Here is a 21,981-nt window from a genome sequence, read left to right on the forward strand (position 1 = left end):
CTTGTGTTTGAAGGAAAACGCAAGTGCGTTTTTTTATGCCCGAATTTTGCCTATTTGTGTTAGAAATGTTGTACTTTTATCGGGAAAATAGACATTATTTATTGAAAACACTAAAATTAGTATGCAAATGAATATCAGAAAGATGATTTTGATAGCTTGCTGCCTTTCTTCCATTTCGGTATATGCACAGCATATTCCCACGCTGGAAGAGGTGGTGAACGGAGGATTGGTGGTCACGAAGGGAGGAAGTCAGGTAAACTGGCTTTCTGACGGAGGCAAGTATTCGAAGAAAGAAAAGAATCCCGCAGGCGGATACGACATCGTGTCGTACGATGCCTCCGGAAAGGGCAAACGGGAAGTACTGATACCAGCTGCCCTGTTTGTCAAACCGGGTACTTCCGATACCTTGTCGGTCAGGAGTTTCAGCTTTGACGCTTCGCGCAAGCAGGTGCTGGTCTATACGAATACGAAGCGGGTATGGCGCTACGATACACGCGGCGATTACTGGGTGCTTGACCGGGAAACGGGCCGGTTGCGTCAGCTGGGAAAAGATTTTCCGGAGAGCAGCCTGATGTTTGCCAAGTTTTCGCCCGACGGGACGCGGGTGGCCTACGTGAGCGGGAACAATATTTATGTGGAGAATGTGGCCGACGGGAAAATCACCCAACTGACACACGATGGAAGCAGTACGATTGTGAACGGAACTTTCGACTGGGTGTATGAGGAGGAATTCTTCTGCCGGGATGGTTTCCGCTGGAGTCCCGACGGTAAATACATTGCTTATTGGCAAAGTGATACGGAAGGTACCGGCTGGTTTGATATCATCAACAATGTCGATTCTCTGTACCCGAAAATCATCCGCTTCCCTTATCCGAAGGCTGGAACCACTAATTCAGCCGTAAAGGTGGGCTATGTGGCAGCTGCCGGAGGCGAGACCACTTGGATTGATTTGCCCGGTGACCCTCGTCAGAATTACATCATGCGGATGGATTTCATTCCGGAAAGCAACGACTTGTTTATCCAGCAGATGAACCGTCCGCAGAATACAAATAAGGTATGGATTGCGACCATCGGAGGCGGTACACCGAAAAATATCTTGACCGAGACGGATGCAGCCTGGGTGGAAACCAACGACCAGGTAACCTGGTTGAAGCACAATACGTATTTTACCTGGCAGAGCGAACGGGACGGATGGCGGCATCTTTATCGGGTGAGCCGTGACGGAAAAGATATCCAGCCCATCACAAAAGGCAATTTCGACCTGATTGAGCAGGCGGGCATGGACCTGAAGAAAGGACTGGTGTATTTTATCGCCTCGCCGGACAACTACACGCAGCGTTATCTGTATTCAGCCAACCTGTTTGGCAAGGGAGAAGTGAAACGCCTTTCCCCGCTGAACGAACAGGGCCAGCACCGATACAATATCTCTCCCGACGGGAGGTACGCCGTGCATACTTTCAGTAATGCCGTCACCCCTCCGCGGATAGAGATGGTGGCCTTGCCGTCGCACAAGACCTTGTCGGTTATTGAAGAGAACAAGGAAGCATTGGCACAATATCAGCAGCTGCAGCTGCGTCCGAAGGAATTTGTCAAGACACATTCCGGTGATTTGGTACTGGATGCCTTCATGATCAAGCCGGTAGATTTCAATCCGGCAAAGAAATATCCGGTCATCATCGATGTCTATGGGGAGCCGGCCAGTTCCACGGTACAGGACGTATGGCAAGGAGGTGATATGTGGCACCAGTTCCTGGCCAATCAGGGTTACATCGTAATCAGCATCGACAATCGGGGAGCGGCTGTCCCTCGCGGACGGGAATGGCGCAAATGCATCTACGGAGAGGTGGGTACCTTTGCCTCACAGGATCAGGCACAGGGAATCCTCGATTTGGCCCGTCAGTATCCGTTCATCGATACTTCCCGCATTGGCATCACAGGCTGGAGCGGGGGAGGAAGCCAGACCCTCAACTGCATGTTCCGCTATCCGGATGTGTTCCGCACGGGGATTGCCATTGCGTTCGTAGCCGACCAGCGGTTGTACGACACCATTTACCAGGAACGCTACATGAACACGCCGCAGGCCAATCCGGAAGGCTATCGCAAAGGTTCGCCCATCTCGTATGTGGAAGGCTTGAAAGGAAACCTGCTCCTCATTCACGGCACCGGCGATGACAACGTGCATTATCAGAACTGCGAGATGCTGGTCAACGAGCTGGTGAAACACGGCAAGGTGTTCTATCAGCTGTCCTATCCGATGCGCTCGCATGCCATCAACGAGCGGGAAGGTACCACGTATCACCTGCGGAAATCCATGACGGATTATTTCCTGAAGAATCTTCCGGCAGGGGGGGAATAAGCAAGGAAAGGCTGGCTGGTGCCGGCCTTTTATGTTTGCGGATAGTCAATCGCATGTTTTGTGGCTTATTGCCTGTCACTTTTTGCCGTAAAGAACCAATTGTAGCGATTTGGTGGGGCAATGTTTGCAAGACATATAGAAAAATACTACTTTTGCGCTCTCTTAGAGAAAGGGAATGGGACTTCCCTGTTATAAACCGCTGAAAAGCTGATAGTTCCTGTGTGAGTTGGTTCTTTGACGAGAATTGGCAGGAATTATTGCGTGTTCTTCCGTCATTATCTGTCACTGTTCCACTCATTAGACTTGTTTTATTGTTTGACAGATATATGAAAGAGAAAATTAAAAACTACATTTACCGGGTGAGGTTCGAACAGGTTATTTTCGGGTATATTCTTAAATGGATACTGATTACTGCGGTGGCCGGGGCATTGATAGGTTCTGCTTCGGCATTATTGCTGTCTTCACTGAATTGGGCTACGGATTACAGAGAGAGCCATTTGTGGATAATAGGTCTTTTGCCTCTGGCGGGACTGGTTATCGGTTTGATTTATCATTATTTTGCCGGGACAGCCGCGAGAGGGAATAACTTTCTGATTGAAGAGATACACAGTGCCCATAATATCATCCCGTTCAAAATGGCTCCACTTGTCTATATAGGGACTGTGCTGACCCATTTGTTTGGTGGCTCAGCCGGTCGTGAAGGTACAGGTGTACAGATGGGAGGAGCCATTGCGGACTTCATGTCACGTGTCTTCCGAATGCATCCATACGACCGAAAGATAATGATACAAATAGGTATTGGTGCCGGATTTGCCTCTGTTTTCGGGACTCCACTTGCCGGAGCTGTATTTGCCTTGGAAGTAATCATTGTAGGCAGGATGAGATATGATGCCATACTTCCCATCTTCTTGGCTTCATTTTTTGCGAACTATGCCTGCCATGCATGGGGAATTAAACACACAGTATACCACATAACCCAAGTTCCGGAGCTGGGCGCGGATATCTTGTTGTGGGTTTTGCTGGCCAGCGTCTTTTTCGGACTGACGGCAAGACTGTTCTCGCGTTCCATTGAGTTTTGGAGCAGGACGGCAAAGAAGTATGTGGCTTATGCACCGTTTCGTCCGCTGTTTGGAGGAATATGTATCGCTTTATGCGTATGGGTTATGGGGACTACCAAATATATAGGACTTGGTGTGCCGGTGATTGTAAACTCCTTTTCTGAGACCCAGATGTGGTATGATTTCCTGCTCAAGCTGATATTGACCACGTTTACCATCGGTGTCGGATTCAAAGGGGGTGAAGTTACACCTCTTTTCTTTGTCGGAGCAACCTTGGGAAGTGCTTTGTCTGCTGTTATACCGCTGCCTTTGTCATTCATGGCTGGTATCGGTTTCGTGGCTGTATTTGCCGGAGCAACGAATACGCCTATCGCATGTACCTTCATGGGCATTGAGCTTTTTGGTGTGGAGGCGGGAATCTATTTGGGCATAGCCTGCGTGGCATCCTATCTGTTTTCAGGACACACTGGAATCTATACGGCGCAGATTGTGGGAAGTCCGAAGCATATAGCCTACTGGAAGTCAAAAAAGGGGACTACAATAGACTAAGTTCTCGTATTCTAAGAACAATACACTCAGTGTAGCTGTCCTTGGGCAGATAGGTATAACTCCCAAAGTCGTGGAGAAGCATATCGCCAAGATGAAGGCTGAAGGAACGTTCAAGCGTGTGGGACCGGATAAAGGCGGACACTGGCTGATTGTAGAAAAAACGGATTGACTTTTCCATCAGTCGCTTGTTCCCGCTGCCGTCTGTACTAACTTCTATGGACGGAGAGGACATGGGTGTCTGATGCGTGTTCTTTAACCGCAGAATTTGCGGTTTATTATCCGTATGGTAGAATGATTCAACGTAATTTCTGAGTGGTTTGAATGGAGCGCTATTAACAAGAAAGACTGCTTGAAAGTACTTCTCTCACATTATTCATATTTTTTAGAATGGAACTGCCGAGTATCCTTCTTCATCTTGATATTGGAGTGACTTACCCCATTGGCCAAACAGACAGGTGTGGTGTATGAGTGACGGGCGGTGTGTGTGGTCAGGTTCTTCTTTATCAGGCAAAGGTCGGTAATCTCTTTCGGATAGCTGTGTGTCTTTATTTCTGTCGGATAAGCTCGGCAAGATAGTGCTTGCAGCTTTCATAACGGCAAACGTTAATCAGGGCGTAGTCTTCCCCGACCAGGGCATGGCATTGGTCATTGGGCTTCTGCATGGTGCCGATAAGGGTGCGGACCGCCTCCGGTTTTTTGTTCTGTCCGAAAAAGATTTATCTCCACCTTTTGCTCCACCTCGAACGGTAATATTTTGCCGTTTTTTGCGTGCCTGGGGAAAACAAAAAATCCCGATTTCGCTTGGAAATCAGGATTTTACTATCTTTTGCTTTTCTTCAAAGTGGTGCCACCAGAAAAATCAATCCGTTTTTTCTACGACCTGCCAGTGTCCGCCTTTATCCGGTCCGATACGCTTGAGTATTCCTTCTGCCTTCATCTTGGCAATATGCTTTTCCACAGCTTTAGGGGTTATGCCTATCCGCTCGGCAAGGGCAGCTGCACTTAGTGAATTGTCTTGAGATAGCAGAGCAATAATTTTCTCCCTACTTTTCACCTTTTTCTTCCTACTTTCTGTCAGTTTCTCCCCACTTTCCGGAATATCTTCAATGGATTTCCGATAAGTTTCAATGTCATGAGTAAGATTCTTCTCCATAGTGGCAGTCATAAAATTCCGGAATATACTTAAATCTTCATTTTCCCGGGTTTCCACCAATGCTTTGATGTATTCCTCCTTATCATCCTTAAGGATTTTGGTCGGAATCAATCCAAACTCAAATTGAAGCATGTTCATTACAAGACGTGCCATTCTGCCGTTACCATCAGCCCACGGATGTATAGTCACCAAATGATAATGGGTATCAAAACTGAGCTCGTATAATTGTGCAACACTTTTGCTTGCATAATTTTTTCGTTCTTGATTCAGCCAATTGCAAAATTCCGCGAGTTTTACCGGGACTTTACTGTAATTCATATACGATTTTCCTCCAACTCCTGCCGTAACATTCAACAGGCGTAAGTCTCCCTGTGCAGATGAGAAATCCCCCAATGCAGTCTTATACTCCTGTCCGGTATTTTTCATGACAAGAGCAGAGAGACTTTTCAATAAATCAATAGTGATATCAGTATGTGCATGAGCTAATTTTATAGCAGCCTCATAAGCGTTTTTAAGATCAAGGTTCATGTTCTGCTCCGTGATACTTTTCCCTTTCAGGCTGATTCCCTGGTCGAACATGATTTGATTTTCAAGCTCAGTTATAGTCGATCCCTCGATGGCCGTGGAATGAGTAATGAGTGAATATAAATAGAACTTGTCATAATCTATCTGCTTGTCTATTTCCAATTCCCGATAAAGGGAAATCAATTTTTCAAGTTCGGTTTTCATATTATCTTCTATTTTTCACAAATATATATTTTTCTCCCTACTTTCCATTGTTTTCTCCCCACTTTATTTGCTTTTCTTCCTACTTTTTGTAATAAAAAATAGAATCTGTATCACCTATCTGTTTGACAGGTGATACAGATTCCAATAGAGTGATACCGATTTTATTCATTAAGTCTGTACGCCTCCTTGTACCCTTTCATCAGTGTCTTTTCTATGTCGGAAGCCCGGTAGAGAATCTTGCCGCCTACCTGTGTGTAAGGCAGAATGCCGTTGTTGCGGTAGTCCTGCAGAGTTCTTCGGCTTACTTTCAGCAGATATGCCACTTCCTTGTCCGTCAGCAGTTCATCGCCATAGGCAGACGGTTGCCGTTTCTCCAACACTTTTTCGAGCAGGGCCAGCAGCCTGTCGAAATTCGAGTGGAATGTCTTTACCCACTCGTGGTCCTTTTCTCTGATTTCATTACTCATACGCGTTTGATATTGGTTTATACATTATTCTTGAAACTCGTTCAAATGGTCTTGCCTTTCCAACGGGCTTCCTTGCGCTTGTCCTCCACGTTGCCGACTACCCGTTCCACATCGTCAGGACGATAGTAAGTCCGGTTCCCGATTTTGGTAAAGGCAAGCGTCCCGTTATCCCTCAGGGTCTGCAAGGTTCTCGGACTGATGCGCAACCTGCGGCAGACCTCATGGTTGTCCATCCATTCACCTGTTTCCTTCCCGCCGTGTTCACTGCACAGACTTTCCACCCGCTGCACGAAGTAATCCAGCTTGGCGGCAATCTCCTCGAAAGTCCTCTTTTCAAAGCTGATGATTTCCATTTTCTTCATTATTTTCAGTTAAACATATATTCAAAATTCCGGAAAAGGACAGGTCTTTTACAGCCGATATTCCATCATGTCTCATTGTCCTATTCTCGGCTGGAAATGTGACTGTCTTATCCTGTTCCCACTGCAAATAAAAGCAGTAGAAATCACACTGCAATGGATTTTCAGACCGGTGACGATGCGTTGCCCGGAATGACATCATGTTACATATCAACTACATACAATGAGCCTTCTTCATAAACGGAATCCGCTTGAACAATCCGGTATGGAAGAATCACTCCGGCAAATCACGGCAGGCAGCACCGACCGTCCAATCGGTATTGTGCATAGGGTAACATAATTGCCACGGTATCTCCATTTGCTTGATTCTGTTCACTATACACATTTCCTTTGCTCACGACAACGAGTCAAGGTGCGCACCGAGACCAGTGAGTAAACCGATTAAAATCAAAAATGTATGGTAACAAAAAAGAAATTGACCAAAGAAGAATGGGAGGCCATGACGGGTACGGACATGTCATTCATTCTCCCGTCAGATGGCAGTATTGAAACTGCCCTGGAATCATCCTTGAATGATACCGGAAATAGAGAACAGGCAAAGTCAGTAGAACAAGTAGAAGTTCCATTCGAGCCCCAGCAACCTCCAACAGGAAGAGAGGAAGCCGTTCCCGTATCTCAACGTCGCATAAGCAGTAGGCAGAGGAAACTTTCTCTGGACGAATACCGGAAAGCCTTTCTTCAGGTTCCGAGAATAGAAGACCGCAAGCCTGTGTTTGTTAGCGGCGAGGTACGTGACAGGCTGGACGAGTTTGTCCGAAGGTTGGGAGGACGTAAAATGAGTGTTTCCGGACTGCTTGAAAACATCGCCCGGCAGCATCTTGAAATCTACTCGGAAGACTTCGAGCAGTGGCGAAAGCTGTGACATTTTCAGGAATGACAGACTTGCTTACTGACTCCAGTCATTACTGTATTCAGACAGTCAGTAGCCGACCTGAGGGGGTAACGGACAAAACTTCAGTTTTGGGAGTTAGCGAGGTTATCTTTCGGGCATCCCGAAAAACCTCGCTCCACTCCCGAAGAGTGGAGGCAATCCGCTCCCGGTGGTCGCAGATTGTGAGAAAAAGAATAATCAGAAATCAAACGAAGAAAATATGAATGACAGAAAGAAAAACAGACCGAGAGGACGCCCCAGAGTAAGCGGAGTGTGCAAACTCAGCAAAGCCGTTACAGTGAAATTCTCGAAGATAGACTACGAGCGGCTATGCCGACGCAGCAGACAGGCCAACCTCACGCTGGCGGAATTTCTTCGCGTATCAGCCTTTGAGACGACGATAACGACCAGGCACTCTGCCGAGGAGACTGCCTTCATACGCAGCCTTACGGGTATGGCGAACAACCTGAACCAGCTGACCCGGCTGTCCCATCAGGCCGGATTCCACCGTACCCAAAGGACGGTGACAGAACTCCTTCAGAAACTCAAGGAGATTATTGTCCGGTACAGGCACGGAGAAAGGAGGCCGTCATGATTGGCAAGATCAAGAAAGGGAAATCCTTCGGCGGCTGTATCCGTTACGTGATGGGCAAGGACAGCGCGGAAATCATCGACTCCGACGGCGTACTGCTGGAAAATATCCGGGAAATAACGGACAGTTTCAACTACCAGTGTGAGCTTAATCCGAAGATAAAACAGCCTGTCGGGCATATCGCATTAAGCTTCAAGCCGGAGGACAAGGCATTGCTGACGGATGAATTTATGGCTAAAATAGCCCGGGAATACATGGAGCTGATGGGCATAAGGAACACCCAGTTCATCCTGGTTAGACACCATAACACAGACAATCCGCACTGCCACCTGGTCTACAACCGCATCGGGTATGACGGCAAGGTAATCTCTTCCCAGAGCGATTACAAACGCAATGAAATCGCCACGAAACTGCTTAAGGACAGGTACGGGCTGACATATGCCGAGGACAAGGGCAAGACTAACGTGGAGAAACTCCATGCTTCGGAACGTGTGAAATACGAAATCTTCAATGCCGTCAAGGCGGCTTTGAAGCATTCCAAAACATGGAAAGAGTTCAACGATTACCTGCTTCGCCGGGGCATCAGGTTGGAATTTGTAAAGCGTACCAGGGAGATAAAAAGGCCGGAGGACATACAGGGAATCCGGTTCACCAAGGACGGGCAGACCTTCAAGGCTTCACAAATCAGCCGGGAGTTCAGCTTTGCCAGACTGAATGCCCGGCTGGGCTGGAAGACTTCGGAATCCCAACAGAAATCCGAACGTAAGGTGCAGCAAAGGATACCGGACGGAGGCCATCTTCTCGAAAGTACGGGACCGGGACTGTTCAGCCCGACAAGCGGCACCGCTCCCGAAGAGCCGTTATCTCAGGAAGAACTCTTGCGCAGACGCAGGAAAAAGAGACAAAAAAGGAAAGGTTTCGGATTGTAGTCCGTCCTTTCCCATTCAAATTATTCATGAACATTAAAATTGCAGGAATATGAAAATGGAAGAATGTATCGAGAGCATCTTCGGATGCCTGGAAAGAATCGAGGACAAAATCAACGGGTTGTCCGTCCCCTCGCCGGAAGGCAACAGCCCGACAGTTAATAATACACAGGATGAGTTCGTGCTGAATGAAGTCCGGAAAGGTCATGAGACATTTCGCAAATTGTTGGCTCGCGTATACGAAGGCCTTGCCGCCATCAAGAACGATATGGTTTCCATGGACAGGAAAAACTCGTCACAGGAAAGACTTGGACAGGTCTTGTCGGAAATGCATAATGAACAGCGGCAGAACCAGGAGAAAGTGGAAAACCTGTTTTGTGAGACCAATGACACAATCAGGAAGAATGCCGTCAAGACAAGCAACATCAACCATCATTTCAGCCTGAGCTTGGAATCCCCGTACATCCTTGGGAGTTTTTCCGTGATGTTCGCGGCAATCGTGGCCCTGTCCGTGGCGCTCTATTTTTCGGCAAGAACAGATAACGAGCAGGCCGATAATGATCTGAAGTACCGTTATGTCAAGATGAAAGGAGAGGCTACCCCCGAGCAACTTGTGGAACTTGAGAACCTCTTTGGACCGAACCGGGATAACGAACGGATAGAACAGATGCGTGAGGACGTGGAAGCCTACGAGGAAGCGGTACGGAAACAGGCCACCCTGACCGAGCAGGCACGGCTGAAAGAACAGGCCGCGAGAGAACTGGACAGCAAGGCGAAGTCCATCAAGGACAAGTCTATTACGGACGAACCCAAAAAGTAAGCCCATGGCCAGTGTTAAGATAAAAATTAGACTTTATACAGCCATATGGCTCTTTCATTTAATACTAAAACTTCCCTGAAAGATGGGACTTATATTTAAATGAAAAAGCCATAATACTGCCGTAGATAAAGAGTGTATATGTATAATCAATCTTCTATCATTAGTGTCCACTAAAAAATCATAGAAGTTCCTTGAAATTATTGAAATTCAATTTGTTATAGGGGATTTTGGAGAGAACGGATTTGAATTTACTTTTGTGGTAATTTTCAGACCGTTATGCATAAAGACCCATATATTTTTGCCCAATTAGTTAAGTTCCTTGACCGAAGTAAATTCAATCGTATCGTTACAAAGTATGAAGGCGATAAATATATCAAAAGCTATACCTGTTGGAATCAACTACTTACGATGATGTTCGGTCAGCTATCTAATCGAGAGAGTCTCAGAGATTTGATTGTGGCTATGGAAGCTCATGCTGGAAAACTTTACCATCTAGGAATCGGGAAGTCTGTAACTCGGAGCAATCTTAGTAAGGCTAATGAGCAACGTAACTACCGCATCTTCGAAGAGTACGCAACATTCATGATTGCCGAGGATCGCAAGCGTAGAATCAATAAAATATTCGAACTTGACGGTCATGTTTATGCATTTGACTCTACAACGATTGATCTGTGCCTGTCAGTGTTTGAGTGGGCTAAATTTCGCAAACATAAAGGCGGAATAAAGTTGCATACGCTCTACGATATTGAAGCGGAAGTACCTGCATTTGTGCATATTACATCTGCCAATATTCACGATTCAAAGGCTATGTCTGAGATTCCATACGAATCAGGAGCGCATTACATATTCGACCGAGGGTATAACGATTTCAGCAACCTTAATACAATAAATCGTATAGGCGCTTTCTTCGTTGTACGAGCCAAAACAAATGTACGGATCAAGCCTAAAACCTGGAAACGAAGATTGCCGGAAGGTGTAGTTTCGGATGTAATCGGCTGCTTTACGGTTTATAAAAGTTCTAAGGATTACCCCGAAGAACTTAGAAAACTCATCGTTGAGAATCCTGAAGACGGTACACGATACATCTTTCTGACGAATAATCTTAATGCATCTGCGGAGTTAATATCATCGCTTTATCGAAACAGATGGAGTGTTGAACTGTTCTTCAAATGGATAAAACAACACCTCAGAATTAAGAAGTTTTGGGGAACATCGGAAAACGCTGTACGCATACAAATCTATTGTGCGATAATCACTTACTGCCTAGTAGCAATAGTCCAACACGATATGAAATTAGAACGCAGCATCTATGAAGTTCTCCAAATTCTCGGAATTTCTCTAACTGACAAAACACATCTCAGTGACTTGTTTGACAAATCGAATTTCAAAAATGTCAAAGACCGATATGATTCAAGTGAATCGAATTTATTTAATTTTTAACCTTGTCCATTTTTAGTGGACAGTAGTGATCTTCTATACAAAATTCGTAATCAGATAAAAATATATCAGATTTTATATACTTTCGCTTTTTGAAGAGTAGATTTAAAGGACTTTTAAAAGAGGCGTATCATTACTCAATACAAAGCTTGATACGCCTTTTCTTTTAGAATGTTAAATTTTAATATTTTGCACACTATCACGTTCCATATAATGTTGGTTAATATCTGCTCTGTTATATCTGTTTATTATAAAAGTATAATTTTATATGCAATCGCAATGCACAGAGCGATATTTGTTGAGACATTTCTCAATTTTAGTCTTAATGCTCATTCTGTATTTATCTGGAGCTAGGACTTCAACATCAGGTCCAAAAGCTAGAATTAATTGGTCAAGTTCTCGTGTTGGTATTACTTTGATAGTAACTATGCACTTGTATTCATCAATAATTTTCTGTGAGGTGTGCAGTGGCTTTGAAACAATGTATTTAAATCGTTCTGAACTAAATTGCAAAATAATTGTTTCGGCTTCCTGTACTTCATAAGGCACCGATACCCCTACAATATCATCAAAGTAAGAGTTAAAATCCACAAGGTCATTTTTACAGAATGGTACATCACTTCTACTTATCCCTTCAATTCGGTCAAGGGCTCGGTTGACAATATAATCTCTCCCATTAATACGTCCGAATATGAACCATCTGTTATTATATTGTTTCATATAATATGGATGAAGCACATTTGTTGAACTAATGCCTGCGTGTGTTGTGTAGCTTACTTCGAGGGGCTGGTGATTGATTGTTGCGTCTATGAGAGTTGAAAGGTATTCAAGCCCTTTTAAACATGAGTTACACTGAAATGAAATAAGATTTTCTCTATCCGATTTTACTCCAAAACGAAGTTCTAGATTGGAGATAACATCTTCAAGCCAAGCATTACCAGTAACTCCACGATATTTACTAAGCATTTCAATTATCGAGCGTAAAGAATTAACCTCTTTAACCGATAGACCATTCTGGTAGATTGAATAGTTTGGCTTAGAATATCTGTAGTAGCATTTCTTTCCTCCAAATGGTTTGGCATCAAGATAGATGTTATCGGGTAGCATCTTTCTTATGGCATTTAGGTCACCTCGTAACTGACGCAACTTGATGGTAGAGTCCGAACCTTCCAATTCATAAAGATGATTGTTGACTATTTCAAGGAGATCTTCGATAGTATATTTCTTATTCCAGTCACTGAAGCATCTGTCCAGCACTTGATAACGATACTGAGCGTTTCTATTTTCTGACATTGTTAGAGTTGCTTATATGAGATGGTGTAAAGTATTCCGTTTCCTATCTGCTGTTTATTGAACAGTTCGAGATCTATATTCCAATCTTCTCTGAAATCGCGGTCGGTGCATTCAGCGTTATCTCTTCCAAATGGTGCCCATCCTTTTGCTATACCTGCATCTGGACGTATACAGACCTCTGCATTATCCGCTTTAACCGTCAGACACCGTTCATGCTCAACATAACCTGTATCTTGAATTTCCGGTTCTATTCCGGTCAGTTCAAATATAGCATCCTTCAGGAAATGATTTCTCTTCTTACCGTTGGCAAAATCTTTTATAGCATTTACTGCCACATCTGAGTCATTAATTGAGACGATATTTGTGACGATAACCTTAATTGATACCAAGACTAAGTCTGCTTCATTCTTCAGACTGGAAATCATTTTTGCCAAAAGCATACAGCCTAAGGGCGTTTTTAGGTATCTATCAGAATATTCAATAGAAACAGCCTTGCCTCGTAGGTTAGATATTATTCTATTCCAATTACCAGTTTCCGGAGCTTTCAGAGAATCAAAAAAACGACCCAACGAGCTGTGTTCTCTTATTCTATATTCGAACATAAAGGAAGAATCGTCCGATGAAAAGGCGCTCAACAGTTGCATTCTATTTATGTCGGCATAAGACAATGAATTTGGCTGTGTGGTTATGAATACATCTCCACTTCCCCAATTCTTAGAATAGGATGTATCAATATTTTTCCCAAAGTATGTTTTGACGATTCCGTCATTCATAATCACGACCATCAACGGAAATAATCCTGTCGGCAGTGTGTTTTCAAGACATTTAAAGTTGGTTTTAAATACCTCCGCAATTAAAGTTGCACTGTCAGCTGACGAGAGCGATTTTACATCTGGTACGCTTGGCAGTATAAAGGCAACGTCAACTCCTTCTAGAGATAGTTCTGTGAGAATTTTTTTAAATGGGAATGTTTCCGCATCCCATTGAGAAATGTTGTCGTCGACAAATATTCTGATACCAGAGATGTCCTTGTTCCGTGTGAGCTGATAAAACTCGGTCGTGATGTCTGATGTCACAGCATGAGAATCAGGCATTAAATAAATAATTTCCTTTGGGGCAACACGGGCCTTGACTTCCTGTCTTAACCATTCTAGAGCCTTAGGCCGGTTAAGATAGTTCGTATACCATTGCGATCTGCGATCTATAAGGCACTTCGTGCAAGACCGTTCACAGTCGCATCTTTCAAGAGTCTCCAAAGCCATTTTTAGGACTTCCTCTTTATATTCTCGGAAGAGCAATGAATAACCTGCACCACCGAGAGCAGTATCATATATGAAAATAGAATGATTTATGCCATCATAGCCGAATTCAATCTCTCCATCGTTGACTCCGAGCAGCTCCGTGAGTTTACGGCTAAGAATCACGCCGAGAGAATAGAGTGTCTCTGTGTCTTCTACCAGATTGTTGTCCTTGTCATAAAACTTGATCTCAACAAAGTCAGTCTGGTATCTTCCGACCAACAACACATGACGTCTTACTGCAGCACCGTCATTTTCGCCACCGGGACAAGAGGTCGAAGCTAGAAGATGTTTATGGTGCGACAGCATCCGCTCTGTGGAGTCTGGTGATTTTTCTGATTTCATTCTACCGCAATAAGGACAGAAAGCATATCCATACCCACTCGTTCCTTTATTATAAAAGAGAATCTCAGACCTTGGCGTTGAACAGCGGATAGACATTTTTGCAGAATTTGTCTTCAGAAGCCAGGCATCCATTTCAAGCAAAATAGGCTGAATGAAATTCATACTGCCGAGAGAGTCCATTTTTCGTGTCGGGGTCGAATCCCATGCTACGGAGAATGCAGCAGGTTCAACGACCTCTGTAAAACGCTGATCTGTCGATAGTGAGATGTCCTTTATGCCATGCATAGTTCCATGCCGACCGCACTTGGGACAATCCGTCTTAGCACTTCCATAGATAATAGTTGTATAACCACAATGAGTGCAATTTTGTATGATATACCTTGAAGTGCTGTCATCGTATTTTGTCTTCAGACGAATACCATTGGGCTCATAGACCCATTCGTTTTTCACTACTGGATTACCGGGAGCATAAGAGGAGATGGCCTGACTTATATGCAATGTCGGTGAGTTACCGTCAACCTTTTCCTTACCGCCTAGCAGACACTCAACTAGTCCTAAGGGTAAACCTGCACTTGGCAGAAAAGAATTTTCAGCAAGATATGACAACATCGAGGTCTTTAAAAGATTTTCCTCTTGTTTCTCTATAGCTTTGATAGCATTGGTCGTTCCTGATTCATTCTTCAGAGATTCAATCGCCTTTGCAAGAGCTCCTTTATGAGCATCAAAGACATTGTAAACAGCAACAATGTCTTTCTTGACTACTTGTGCGGCATCCGCCAATGTTATCTGAGCAAGACTTGTTCCCTTGATTAATTTTGAATATGGTTCTTGAAGACGTTCAACCTTTCCGCTGATTACACTATCAATATAATTTAGAAACTTATCAAAGAAAGACATCCCTTCTGCCGTGACAAAAAAATCCCTAAGAGTTGCCGTAACCCTGATTCCCCCTTGATCTGCTACAAAGGATGCGAATACCATCGCATTAACATGACGTTGAATCAACTGACGGCTTTCCAATTTTAACAACGGAGTTTCTGTTACATGTGTAATCGGATAATCTGGATTGTTCCATGTATGAGTTCCAATAGGATTGGGAGCACAAACAGTTAAAGCCAAAGCTTTAGTTTCATTTCTTCGCCCTGCACGTCCCGTACGCTGAAGGTAGTTTGATGATTTTGGCGGCACATTATTCATGACGACTTCTGTAATACCACCAATATCAACCCCCATCTCCATTGTTGTTGAGCAAGAAAGAATATTGATTTTCCCCTCATTAAACTCTCTTTCGTATCGGTCAAGATCTTCTGACGATTGCTGAGCAGAATGTTCAGCCGATATAAAAATCGGTTTTGAAGCAAATACTCTGGAGTTCATAACCCCGAACACACCAGCAGCCTTTTGTTCAAAGAAGTTCTTCTCAATCCATTCCATGACATTCTTTTCTGTCTGATCCGCAGACTTGAATGGGAAAAGCGGATTTACAAACTCCGTCTTGATTTTGAATCTATCGAAATTTTCACGACCGATGTAACCGTTCATTCTTGGGCTATAGCCACAGAACGGTGCATCTATAATAACATTGTCAACAGGACAGAGATAACCTTTTTCGATAAGTTGCAGCTTAACTTTATCCCCCATGAGATCGAGCATATATCCTTGATTTTCTACATCTGTTGCTTCAAGAACATTTTGTCTCAGAAAATCCCATGCGGCATCAAGCATTGAGTTGATGTCAGCAATCTTTATCTGATTGATTTGAGAAATATCATCATAACCTAGAACTGCACATAGAAGAAGAACGAGTCTATTCTGATTCTCATTAATACCTTTTGAACTTACATTGACTTTAAACCATTTCGATACAGGGCTCCCATTCTTCCTCAGTTCTGAATTTGAAGGATATATAGGAGAACAGTACTTATTTTGTGTAAGGTAATCTTTATAAGCTCCAGAAAGCATATAATGACGACCTCCACGAATGACATAATCCATACAAATCTTGAGAAAATTCTGCCAGTCGGTGTCTGTACATCTTTTCTGAAGGAGTGCTGGGCATTTCGCATTTTTAAGTGCTGGATAGACAAGACGTACGAATCCCATCGTTTCCAATGAGTTCGCCCGTTTAGGAATCCATCCGAATTGGTCGACAAGAAGTGCTTTCAGATAGTCCGTTGCATTCTTGAAATTTTTTCTGCCACGTGCTTTATCAACATGTTCATACAACTTCTTGAAATTTGAGTCATTTTCAAGAGACTGGCTTATTTGCCCCCATGACACCTCCTCTGGATTGGGGATTACTGGTGTGCCATTCTTTTTTTCTTCAAGTCGTTTAAATTTTTCAAAAAGTAAGGTCGGAAGATGTTCCCGAATACTCAGATATGCATTGTATTCTGCTTCCTCATCAGGAGTCAGACCACCAGGTTTCACATCATTCAAACGCATGTCGGCAAGTTTATGAAAAATGGAAGCTCGAATCCATGAACGTTCTACATCCTGATTAAGTCCCATCGCAGAACGTGCAGACCCTTGACGACTATCGGTAAATGTTATATACTTTCGGCCTTCATATACAACGTCTGCGTCATTACTGTCAATGGGTTCAGCATTATCAAGAAGCAATGTTGCTAAAGTACGTCCAATTTGAGTAGCACTTATTCTGAGATAATCAAGGTTTTTAAACTCGCTGAGATTATTGCCACAATGAGGACAAAGAACGTGATTATCTCCTGAGTGTCGAAGAGATTGATATATTATAGGAATACTTTCTTCACTTTTTAAAGAAGTAAAACACTTGTTGCTTCTATTGTCTTCAGGGACAAGTTCTATTTTACCATTCCGATGATTGAAGATGTGATATGTTCTATTCGCATTTTTCCTTAGACATGCTTTCTTCGGAATGGCGAAAAAGAAGCGAGAAAAGCCATCCGCCTCATTTTGCTCAACATCTTCTATATTTCCCATATCTTCCAAATCAATGAGATCTTCCTTTTGCTCATAGAAAAGACTCTTGTCAAGATCAATTACATTGGTGTGCATCCTAAATCCCTTAGTTGTGCTTGTTTCACCCACTATAATGGGAGAGCCGCAAGACGAACATGTAGCAAGTTCCAGCATCTTTGATTTACAAACTGGACAATTCATATTTTGATATGTTGTCAGACTTCCTATCGACAATCTATATCCCTTATGACGCTGACAATCGGGATTGGTGCAAACATACACTCCACTTATCGATCTAACAAATAAATGAGCACGTGTTGGCAATAAAGCTCCAAGGCCGCCTCCTTTGTTTATACCTTTCATTTTTTCCCCGAGAGCATCTATTATTTCCAATGAGGTATCCACATTTTTCCCAATTCCTTTATCAAGCATACGACCGATTTCCTTTGCTTTCAATACCGGCGAAGAGTTAAGCTTTTTTCTCAACTTCTCAATATCAGAATAACTCAATTCGATACTAAACTTTTTGTTTATTTTGGACAATTGATCTTCTGCAATTCCCTTGTTTAGTTCTGGAATAATGCGCTTGCCACTAATTATTTTTATATCTTCAAATGGTTTTCCAGTGAGTTGAGACACAAAAGTTTTTAGCTTTATCGTCGTTTTGGGGTCACTTTCATCCCCGATAGTCGCTGATGTTACAGCAAAATTCACTTGATCAATAGTTACGCCAAAAGCATCTAGTACACGACGGATTTGCAATGATAATTCAGCGGCTGAAGAGCCAGTATAAGTATGTGCTTCATCTAAAAGAATCCATTTGAGCTTCCCTTTGGATTTTTCCAAGATTTCACGGTCTTCTGCTCGTACCAACATATAGTTGAGCATAGTTGGATTAGTAAAGAGAATCTGAGGCGGAGTTTTCCTTATTTGAGGCCTTGTTACGAGCTGTGGATAATGAGATGCAGTATATCTGTCAGACCGATTTTCTTTGTCGGTTTCTCCATTATATATCGCATAGGTAACCTTTTCGGGAAGAGCTTTGCACCAAGCATGAATACGTTTCTGTTGGCTTTTCATCAGTGCATTCAAAGGATAAAGAAATATGGCCTGAACACAATTTTTTTCATTGGTTTTAGCCAAATCTTGCAACACTGGTATCATAAAACACTCTGTTTTACCTGATCCTGTTCCGGTAGTCACGACAATGGTTTGTGGTCGAGAAGAAAGCATAGTTCTCCAGCTTTCTGTTTGATGCTTATAAGGATGCCTGTCTAATGGAAATCTCAAATCCTTGTCAACTTCTTCGCTACTCAGTGCATTAACAAATGAAGAAGTTAACAATCTGAGTTTAGAAGAATGTTCCTCAAAACTGTCGGCACTCTCCTCCCAAGGGAATATTGATTGGAATACAGGTTCTGCAAAAAGAGGCTCATCCTTAGTCAAAATCCTCTTGATATATTCTTGTTCTTGGGCTTGACCCTTGAACCAAAGAGAGGCAAGAGAATCTATTAATAATTCCTTGGCCTTATTGTAGAATGAAAAATAATTCATATTCATTTGTTTACAATTTGTTTTACTGTCCCAATGAATATCTCACTGTAGGTTTCTTTAAAGTATTTTCGGTAAAAATTAGTGATACGAGCATAGTCTCGACTTTCCAATAAAAAAAGATTTGTGCGATTTTTTACTTGTGCGAAGTTTTCCGCAGCACACATTGCGGACTCAATCATTACACGATAGGACTTGTGCATCTCTTGATCTACATAATATTTATTTTGAAGTACAAATCGGGTTAGAGGTAGGTCTATATTGTTATCTGTACACCCATGTATTTTTGATTTAAATTGATTTATGTCCGCTCTTGAGAAAATCCTGGCATTTCCGATATTCCCTCCCGCAACATATTGGGTAAGTTCAGACGCAACTTCTGCAGATAGTGTAGCGTTGAAAAGTGCATTTATCAGTTCTGTAATCTCACCTAATTTTGTATTCATTATATTAATGAGTGTTGGAGGAAGCGAACGTATGAAACTCTCAATACATTTTCCCCACACAGTGTGCGGAATCCAATGTACTGCAATGTTTAATTCATCTTCAAAACGGTCAATTTCTTGAATGAGAACGTCGGAAGCGCCATTAATCCAACAAGCTAATATTAAGTTAACCAATAATTTAGGCTCACAACCAATAGCTTTGAAAGCATTATATGTGGTAAATGGAAGATTAAATTCTGAAATAATACGGAATGCTTTTACTGTCTTTGCCCAATACTCGCCGGCAAAAACATCATCCTTGCAAAGCCTTTCACTCCAAAGTATTGTGTTAGCAGCAGACATCTCTCCACGTACTTCCGAACTGTAATCTTCTTGTTCAAAATTGTAATACTTAGGAACAAGCCTGCGAGAACTTTCGGGACCAGAGAAAAGAATTGCTTCCGAATTCAAAAGCTCATCAGGAATTGTAAACAAGTTCATTTGTCGATTATACGGCTCAAGCTTTATCTGCACTAATTCAGCTGGTTTTATATTTTCTGAAACCGGCAATGCATATACATCACCGTCATATATGAAATCGGAAGTGTCTTCGCTGGTATAATCTGTGATTCGAATTTTATCTGAACTCAACTCACTATCAAGAACAAATTTTCTTATATAGATGCGTTTGTCAAATATTTTTAGTTCTATGGAACTACTACGGTCAAAAGTATTTGCACCATATAATTGAAACATTCTTGCAAACAAATCACGATAATCGGATAATGGAACTATACCTTCAATTACTGGACTCTTAAGATGCTTGATTGTATTGTCATCCTTTATTTTATCAGATTTGTAAGTTACATCTATCATACCAGACTGTCCATGACTGATTATATTAAAATATCTCAGGTTATCATAAGATATGATTTTTCCCGATGGCACAATTTTCCCTTCCAAATCAGATATTACTATACCCTCAAACGGTGCTACAACAGATACTTTCAAAGGAGGATTATTCTCGGCAATTATTTTCAAATTACACGTAGGAGAATATTTAGAAGCACAGGCATCTCTGGAAATCCTCCAGGTATTTTTATCCGTCATTTCAACAGATAAGTTTTCGCATTCATCAACTTTTGCAGAGATAACATGGCGAGAATATAGGTGTAGCTCTGTGGAAAACATTGTTTCGTTGCGAGAGACAAATGTCATATCGTCTATGAAATAAAATGTTTCCATCACGTATTTATTGTCAGGAAATTCAACCTTGATATCAACAAGTCCAAATGGCAAAAGGCATGAATTGGACAAATTCCGCCACTCAGCCTTACTATTATGAACACGATATTTAGGCTTGATATTCCCGACTCTAGTGCCAGTTTGGTCAAAAACGCTTATTACTGGAATGCGAGTCAATAACTTAAAATTAGATTGCTCTACCCATTGTATATATGTACCTCTGAATTCAGCGCTATAAGGCGTGAACTCATTGGTTATGGTTATATCCTCATTCGACATGCAATTGTGTAAATCTACTTTATCAGTAAACTTAATCGCCGAATAAAGTTCTCCATTTAGTAATAGATTGTGACTACCATCACACTTCCAATTAGTGGAGAAAACAGCTATATTATTTTCAGCATTCGCTGTCGATTTCAAAGAATATACATTATCATCAAGCATTTGGAAAACCTGAGGGCATTCAAAATTCGGAGGATAACTACCACATAAAGTTGGAAACAATCTGTCATCGTTGTCACACCTGATCTTAACTTCAACTACAGGTTCTCCACTCCACTTTATATCATTTGCTACGCCAACAGTTATACGAGAATATATCGCACCGATAACCTCTCCTTTGTCATCTTTAACTAGGGATTTTCTTACATACTTTCCAACAAGTATACCAGAGACAAACACATCGAAGGTGTAGCACGATTGATAGTTTAGACCTTCAATAGATTTTGATGAAATCTCTTTTACTATATTTAAATTGACAAAAAGATTTGCAGTTTTACTTGAGGTCAAACGAAGTTTCCAACTTAGAGAAAGTGGTTTGGTTCTATGTTCACTCTTAACTCGCCGGTATTCTCTTTTTAAGGATTTAGTCAGTTCCGACAAAGAGGAATCCGTATCATCATATGGTAGCCAGCGGTCTTCTTCGGATATGATTGCATGAGCAATCTGTAATGAAACATCGTAAATATTGTCATTTTTGAACGCTTTCCCAAGATAAGCTATACAATTAAAATTCTTGATTAAATCTATATTATTATCATCCCAATCAATATTTATTGAAGACAATTCTTCAACCAATCCAATGAGAAAACGTGAAAACCCGCTAAGATTAGTTCCGTTCTTTATGTAATTTACAGGAAGACCTCCTTGATTTAGTAAAGTTCTAAAATATTCATTCCCCTTGAGAGAGTGAATAAATGCAAATCCATGACTTTTAAGCCCATGACGTGCAGCTTTATATAGTTGCTCCCAACAATAATGAGGCAGTCCTAATCCGACTGCAACATCTTCTCTGGAAGGAATTCCTCCATTATAGTCTCTTCTCCACCATTCAGCGTAACACAAGGCCGCCTCTATTCCAAAATCTTCTAATCGATACGCATTTTGGACAAGAGTCTCCTTTAAGTTTGTATATTCTTCCTCGGTTAATTTAAGTTTCCAAAGGGGCATATCTGGGGTTATGGACGGTCTGTTACGAGTATCCAAAATCCTCATCAAAACAACA

Annotated in this window: 13 protein-coding genes and 1 riboswitch; of the genes, 7 read left to right on the forward strand and 6 right to left on the reverse strand. The window is 42.3% G+C overall.

Annotated features, from left to right (window positions below):
• Positions 1 to 127: 127 nt before the first annotated feature.
• Positions 128 to 2,356, forward strand: a complete 2,229-nt coding sequence (locus tag BQ7480_RS01330; RefSeq protein ID WP_072541406.1) for a S9 family peptidase — start codon at positions 128 to 130, stop codon at positions 2,354 to 2,356.
• A 162-nt stretch (positions 2,357 to 2,518) separates the two neighbouring features.
• Positions 2,519 to 2,583: riboswitch (Fluoride riboswitch) on the forward strand.
• 99 nt (positions 2,584 to 2,682) lie between these two features.
• Positions 2,683 to 3,963, forward strand: coding sequence for a voltage-gated chloride channel family protein (locus tag BQ7480_RS01335; RefSeq protein ID WP_072541407.1), 1,281 nt, complete (start codon positions 2,683 to 2,685; stop codon positions 3,961 to 3,963).
• 859 nt (positions 3,964 to 4,822) lie between these two features.
• Here the strand turns inward: BQ7480_RS01335 and BQ7480_RS01340 are convergent.
• From BQ7480_RS01340 to BQ7480_RS01350, 3 genes are all read right to left on the reverse strand, one after another.
• A complete protein-coding gene (locus tag BQ7480_RS01340; protein ID WP_072541408.1) occupies positions 4,823 to 5,845 on the reverse strand; it encodes a Fic family protein in 1,023 nt (340 codons plus the stop codon).
• A gap of 161 nt (positions 5,846 to 6,006) precedes the next feature.
• Entirely contained in the window at positions 6,007 to 6,312 is a 306-nt protein-coding gene (locus BQ7480_RS01345) for a helix-turn-helix domain-containing protein (protein WP_072541409.1), read from the reverse strand.
• Positions 6,313 to 6,353: 41 nt separating this feature from the next.
• The gene (locus BQ7480_RS01350) at positions 6,354 to 6,674 is read right to left on the reverse strand and encodes a helix-turn-helix domain-containing protein (RefSeq protein WP_083581730.1); all 321 of its coding nucleotides are present in this window, start codon (positions 6,672 to 6,674) and stop codon (positions 6,354 to 6,356) included.
• Positions 6,675 to 7,128: 454 nt separating this feature from the next.
• Between BQ7480_RS01350 and BQ7480_RS01355 the strand changes: the two genes are divergently transcribed.
• From BQ7480_RS01355 to BQ7480_RS01375, 5 genes are all read left to right on the forward strand, one after another.
• Positions 7,129 to 7,593 (forward strand): DUF3408 domain-containing protein, encoded by a 465-nt coding sequence (locus BQ7480_RS01355; protein WP_072541410.1) that lies wholly within the window; start codon positions 7,129 to 7,131, stop codon positions 7,591 to 7,593.
• 229 nt (positions 7,594 to 7,822) lie between these two features.
• Positions 7,823 to 8,197 carry a plasmid mobilization protein gene (locus tag BQ7480_RS01360; protein ID WP_072543845.1) on the forward strand — a complete coding sequence of 125 codons (375 nt, stop codon included), beginning with the start codon at positions 7,823 to 7,825 and terminating at the stop codon, positions 8,195 to 8,197.
• Positions 8,194 to 9,123: a relaxase/mobilization nuclease domain-containing protein gene (locus tag BQ7480_RS01365; RefSeq protein ID WP_072541411.1), complete on the forward strand. Its 930-nt coding sequence runs from the start codon at positions 8,194 to 8,196 to the stop codon at positions 9,121 to 9,123. The genes BQ7480_RS01360 and BQ7480_RS01365 overlap by 4 nt, the downstream gene beginning before the upstream one ends.
• Positions 9,124 to 9,172: 49 nt before the next feature.
• Positions 9,173 to 9,940: a hypothetical protein gene (locus BQ7480_RS01370; protein ID WP_072541412.1), complete on the forward strand. Its 768-nt coding sequence runs from the start codon at positions 9,173 to 9,175 to the stop codon at positions 9,938 to 9,940.
• A gap of 276 nt (positions 9,941 to 10,216) precedes the next feature.
• Positions 10,217 to 11,380 carry an IS4 family transposase gene (locus BQ7480_RS01375; protein ID WP_072541413.1) on the forward strand — a complete coding sequence of 388 codons (1,164 nt, stop codon included), beginning with the start codon at positions 10,217 to 10,219 and terminating at the stop codon, positions 11,378 to 11,380.
• Between the two features lie 261 nt (positions 11,381 to 11,641).
• On the opposite strand, the gene BQ7480_RS01380 is transcribed toward BQ7480_RS01375, so the two are convergent.
• Genes BQ7480_RS01380 through BQ7480_RS01390 form a run of 3 tightly spaced genes read right to left on the reverse strand, consistent with a single transcriptional unit; the run spans position 11,642 to position 21,926 of the window.
• Complete coding sequence (locus BQ7480_RS01380; protein ID WP_072541414.1) at positions 11,642 to 12,670, reverse strand: helix-turn-helix transcriptional regulator; 1,029 nt, start codon at positions 12,668 to 12,670, stop codon at positions 11,642 to 11,644.
• Between the two features lie 2 nt (positions 12,671 to 12,672).
• Positions 12,673 to 18,816, reverse strand: a complete 6,144-nt coding sequence (locus tag BQ7480_RS01385) for a DEAD/DEAH box helicase (RefSeq protein ID WP_072541415.1) — start codon at positions 18,814 to 18,816, stop codon at positions 12,673 to 12,675.
• Entirely contained in the window at positions 18,813 to 21,926 is a 3,114-nt protein-coding gene (locus BQ7480_RS01390) for a hypothetical protein (RefSeq protein WP_235816616.1), read from the reverse strand. Before BQ7480_RS01390 ends, BQ7480_RS01385 begins: the two co-directional genes overlap by 4 nt.
• Between the last annotated feature and the right edge of the window lie 55 nt (positions 21,927 to 21,981).

The organism is Bacteroides mediterraneensis (assembly GCF_900128455.1).
Taxonomy (GTDB): Bacteria; Bacteroidota; Bacteroidia; order Bacteroidales; family Bacteroidaceae; genus Phocaeicola; species Phocaeicola mediterraneensis.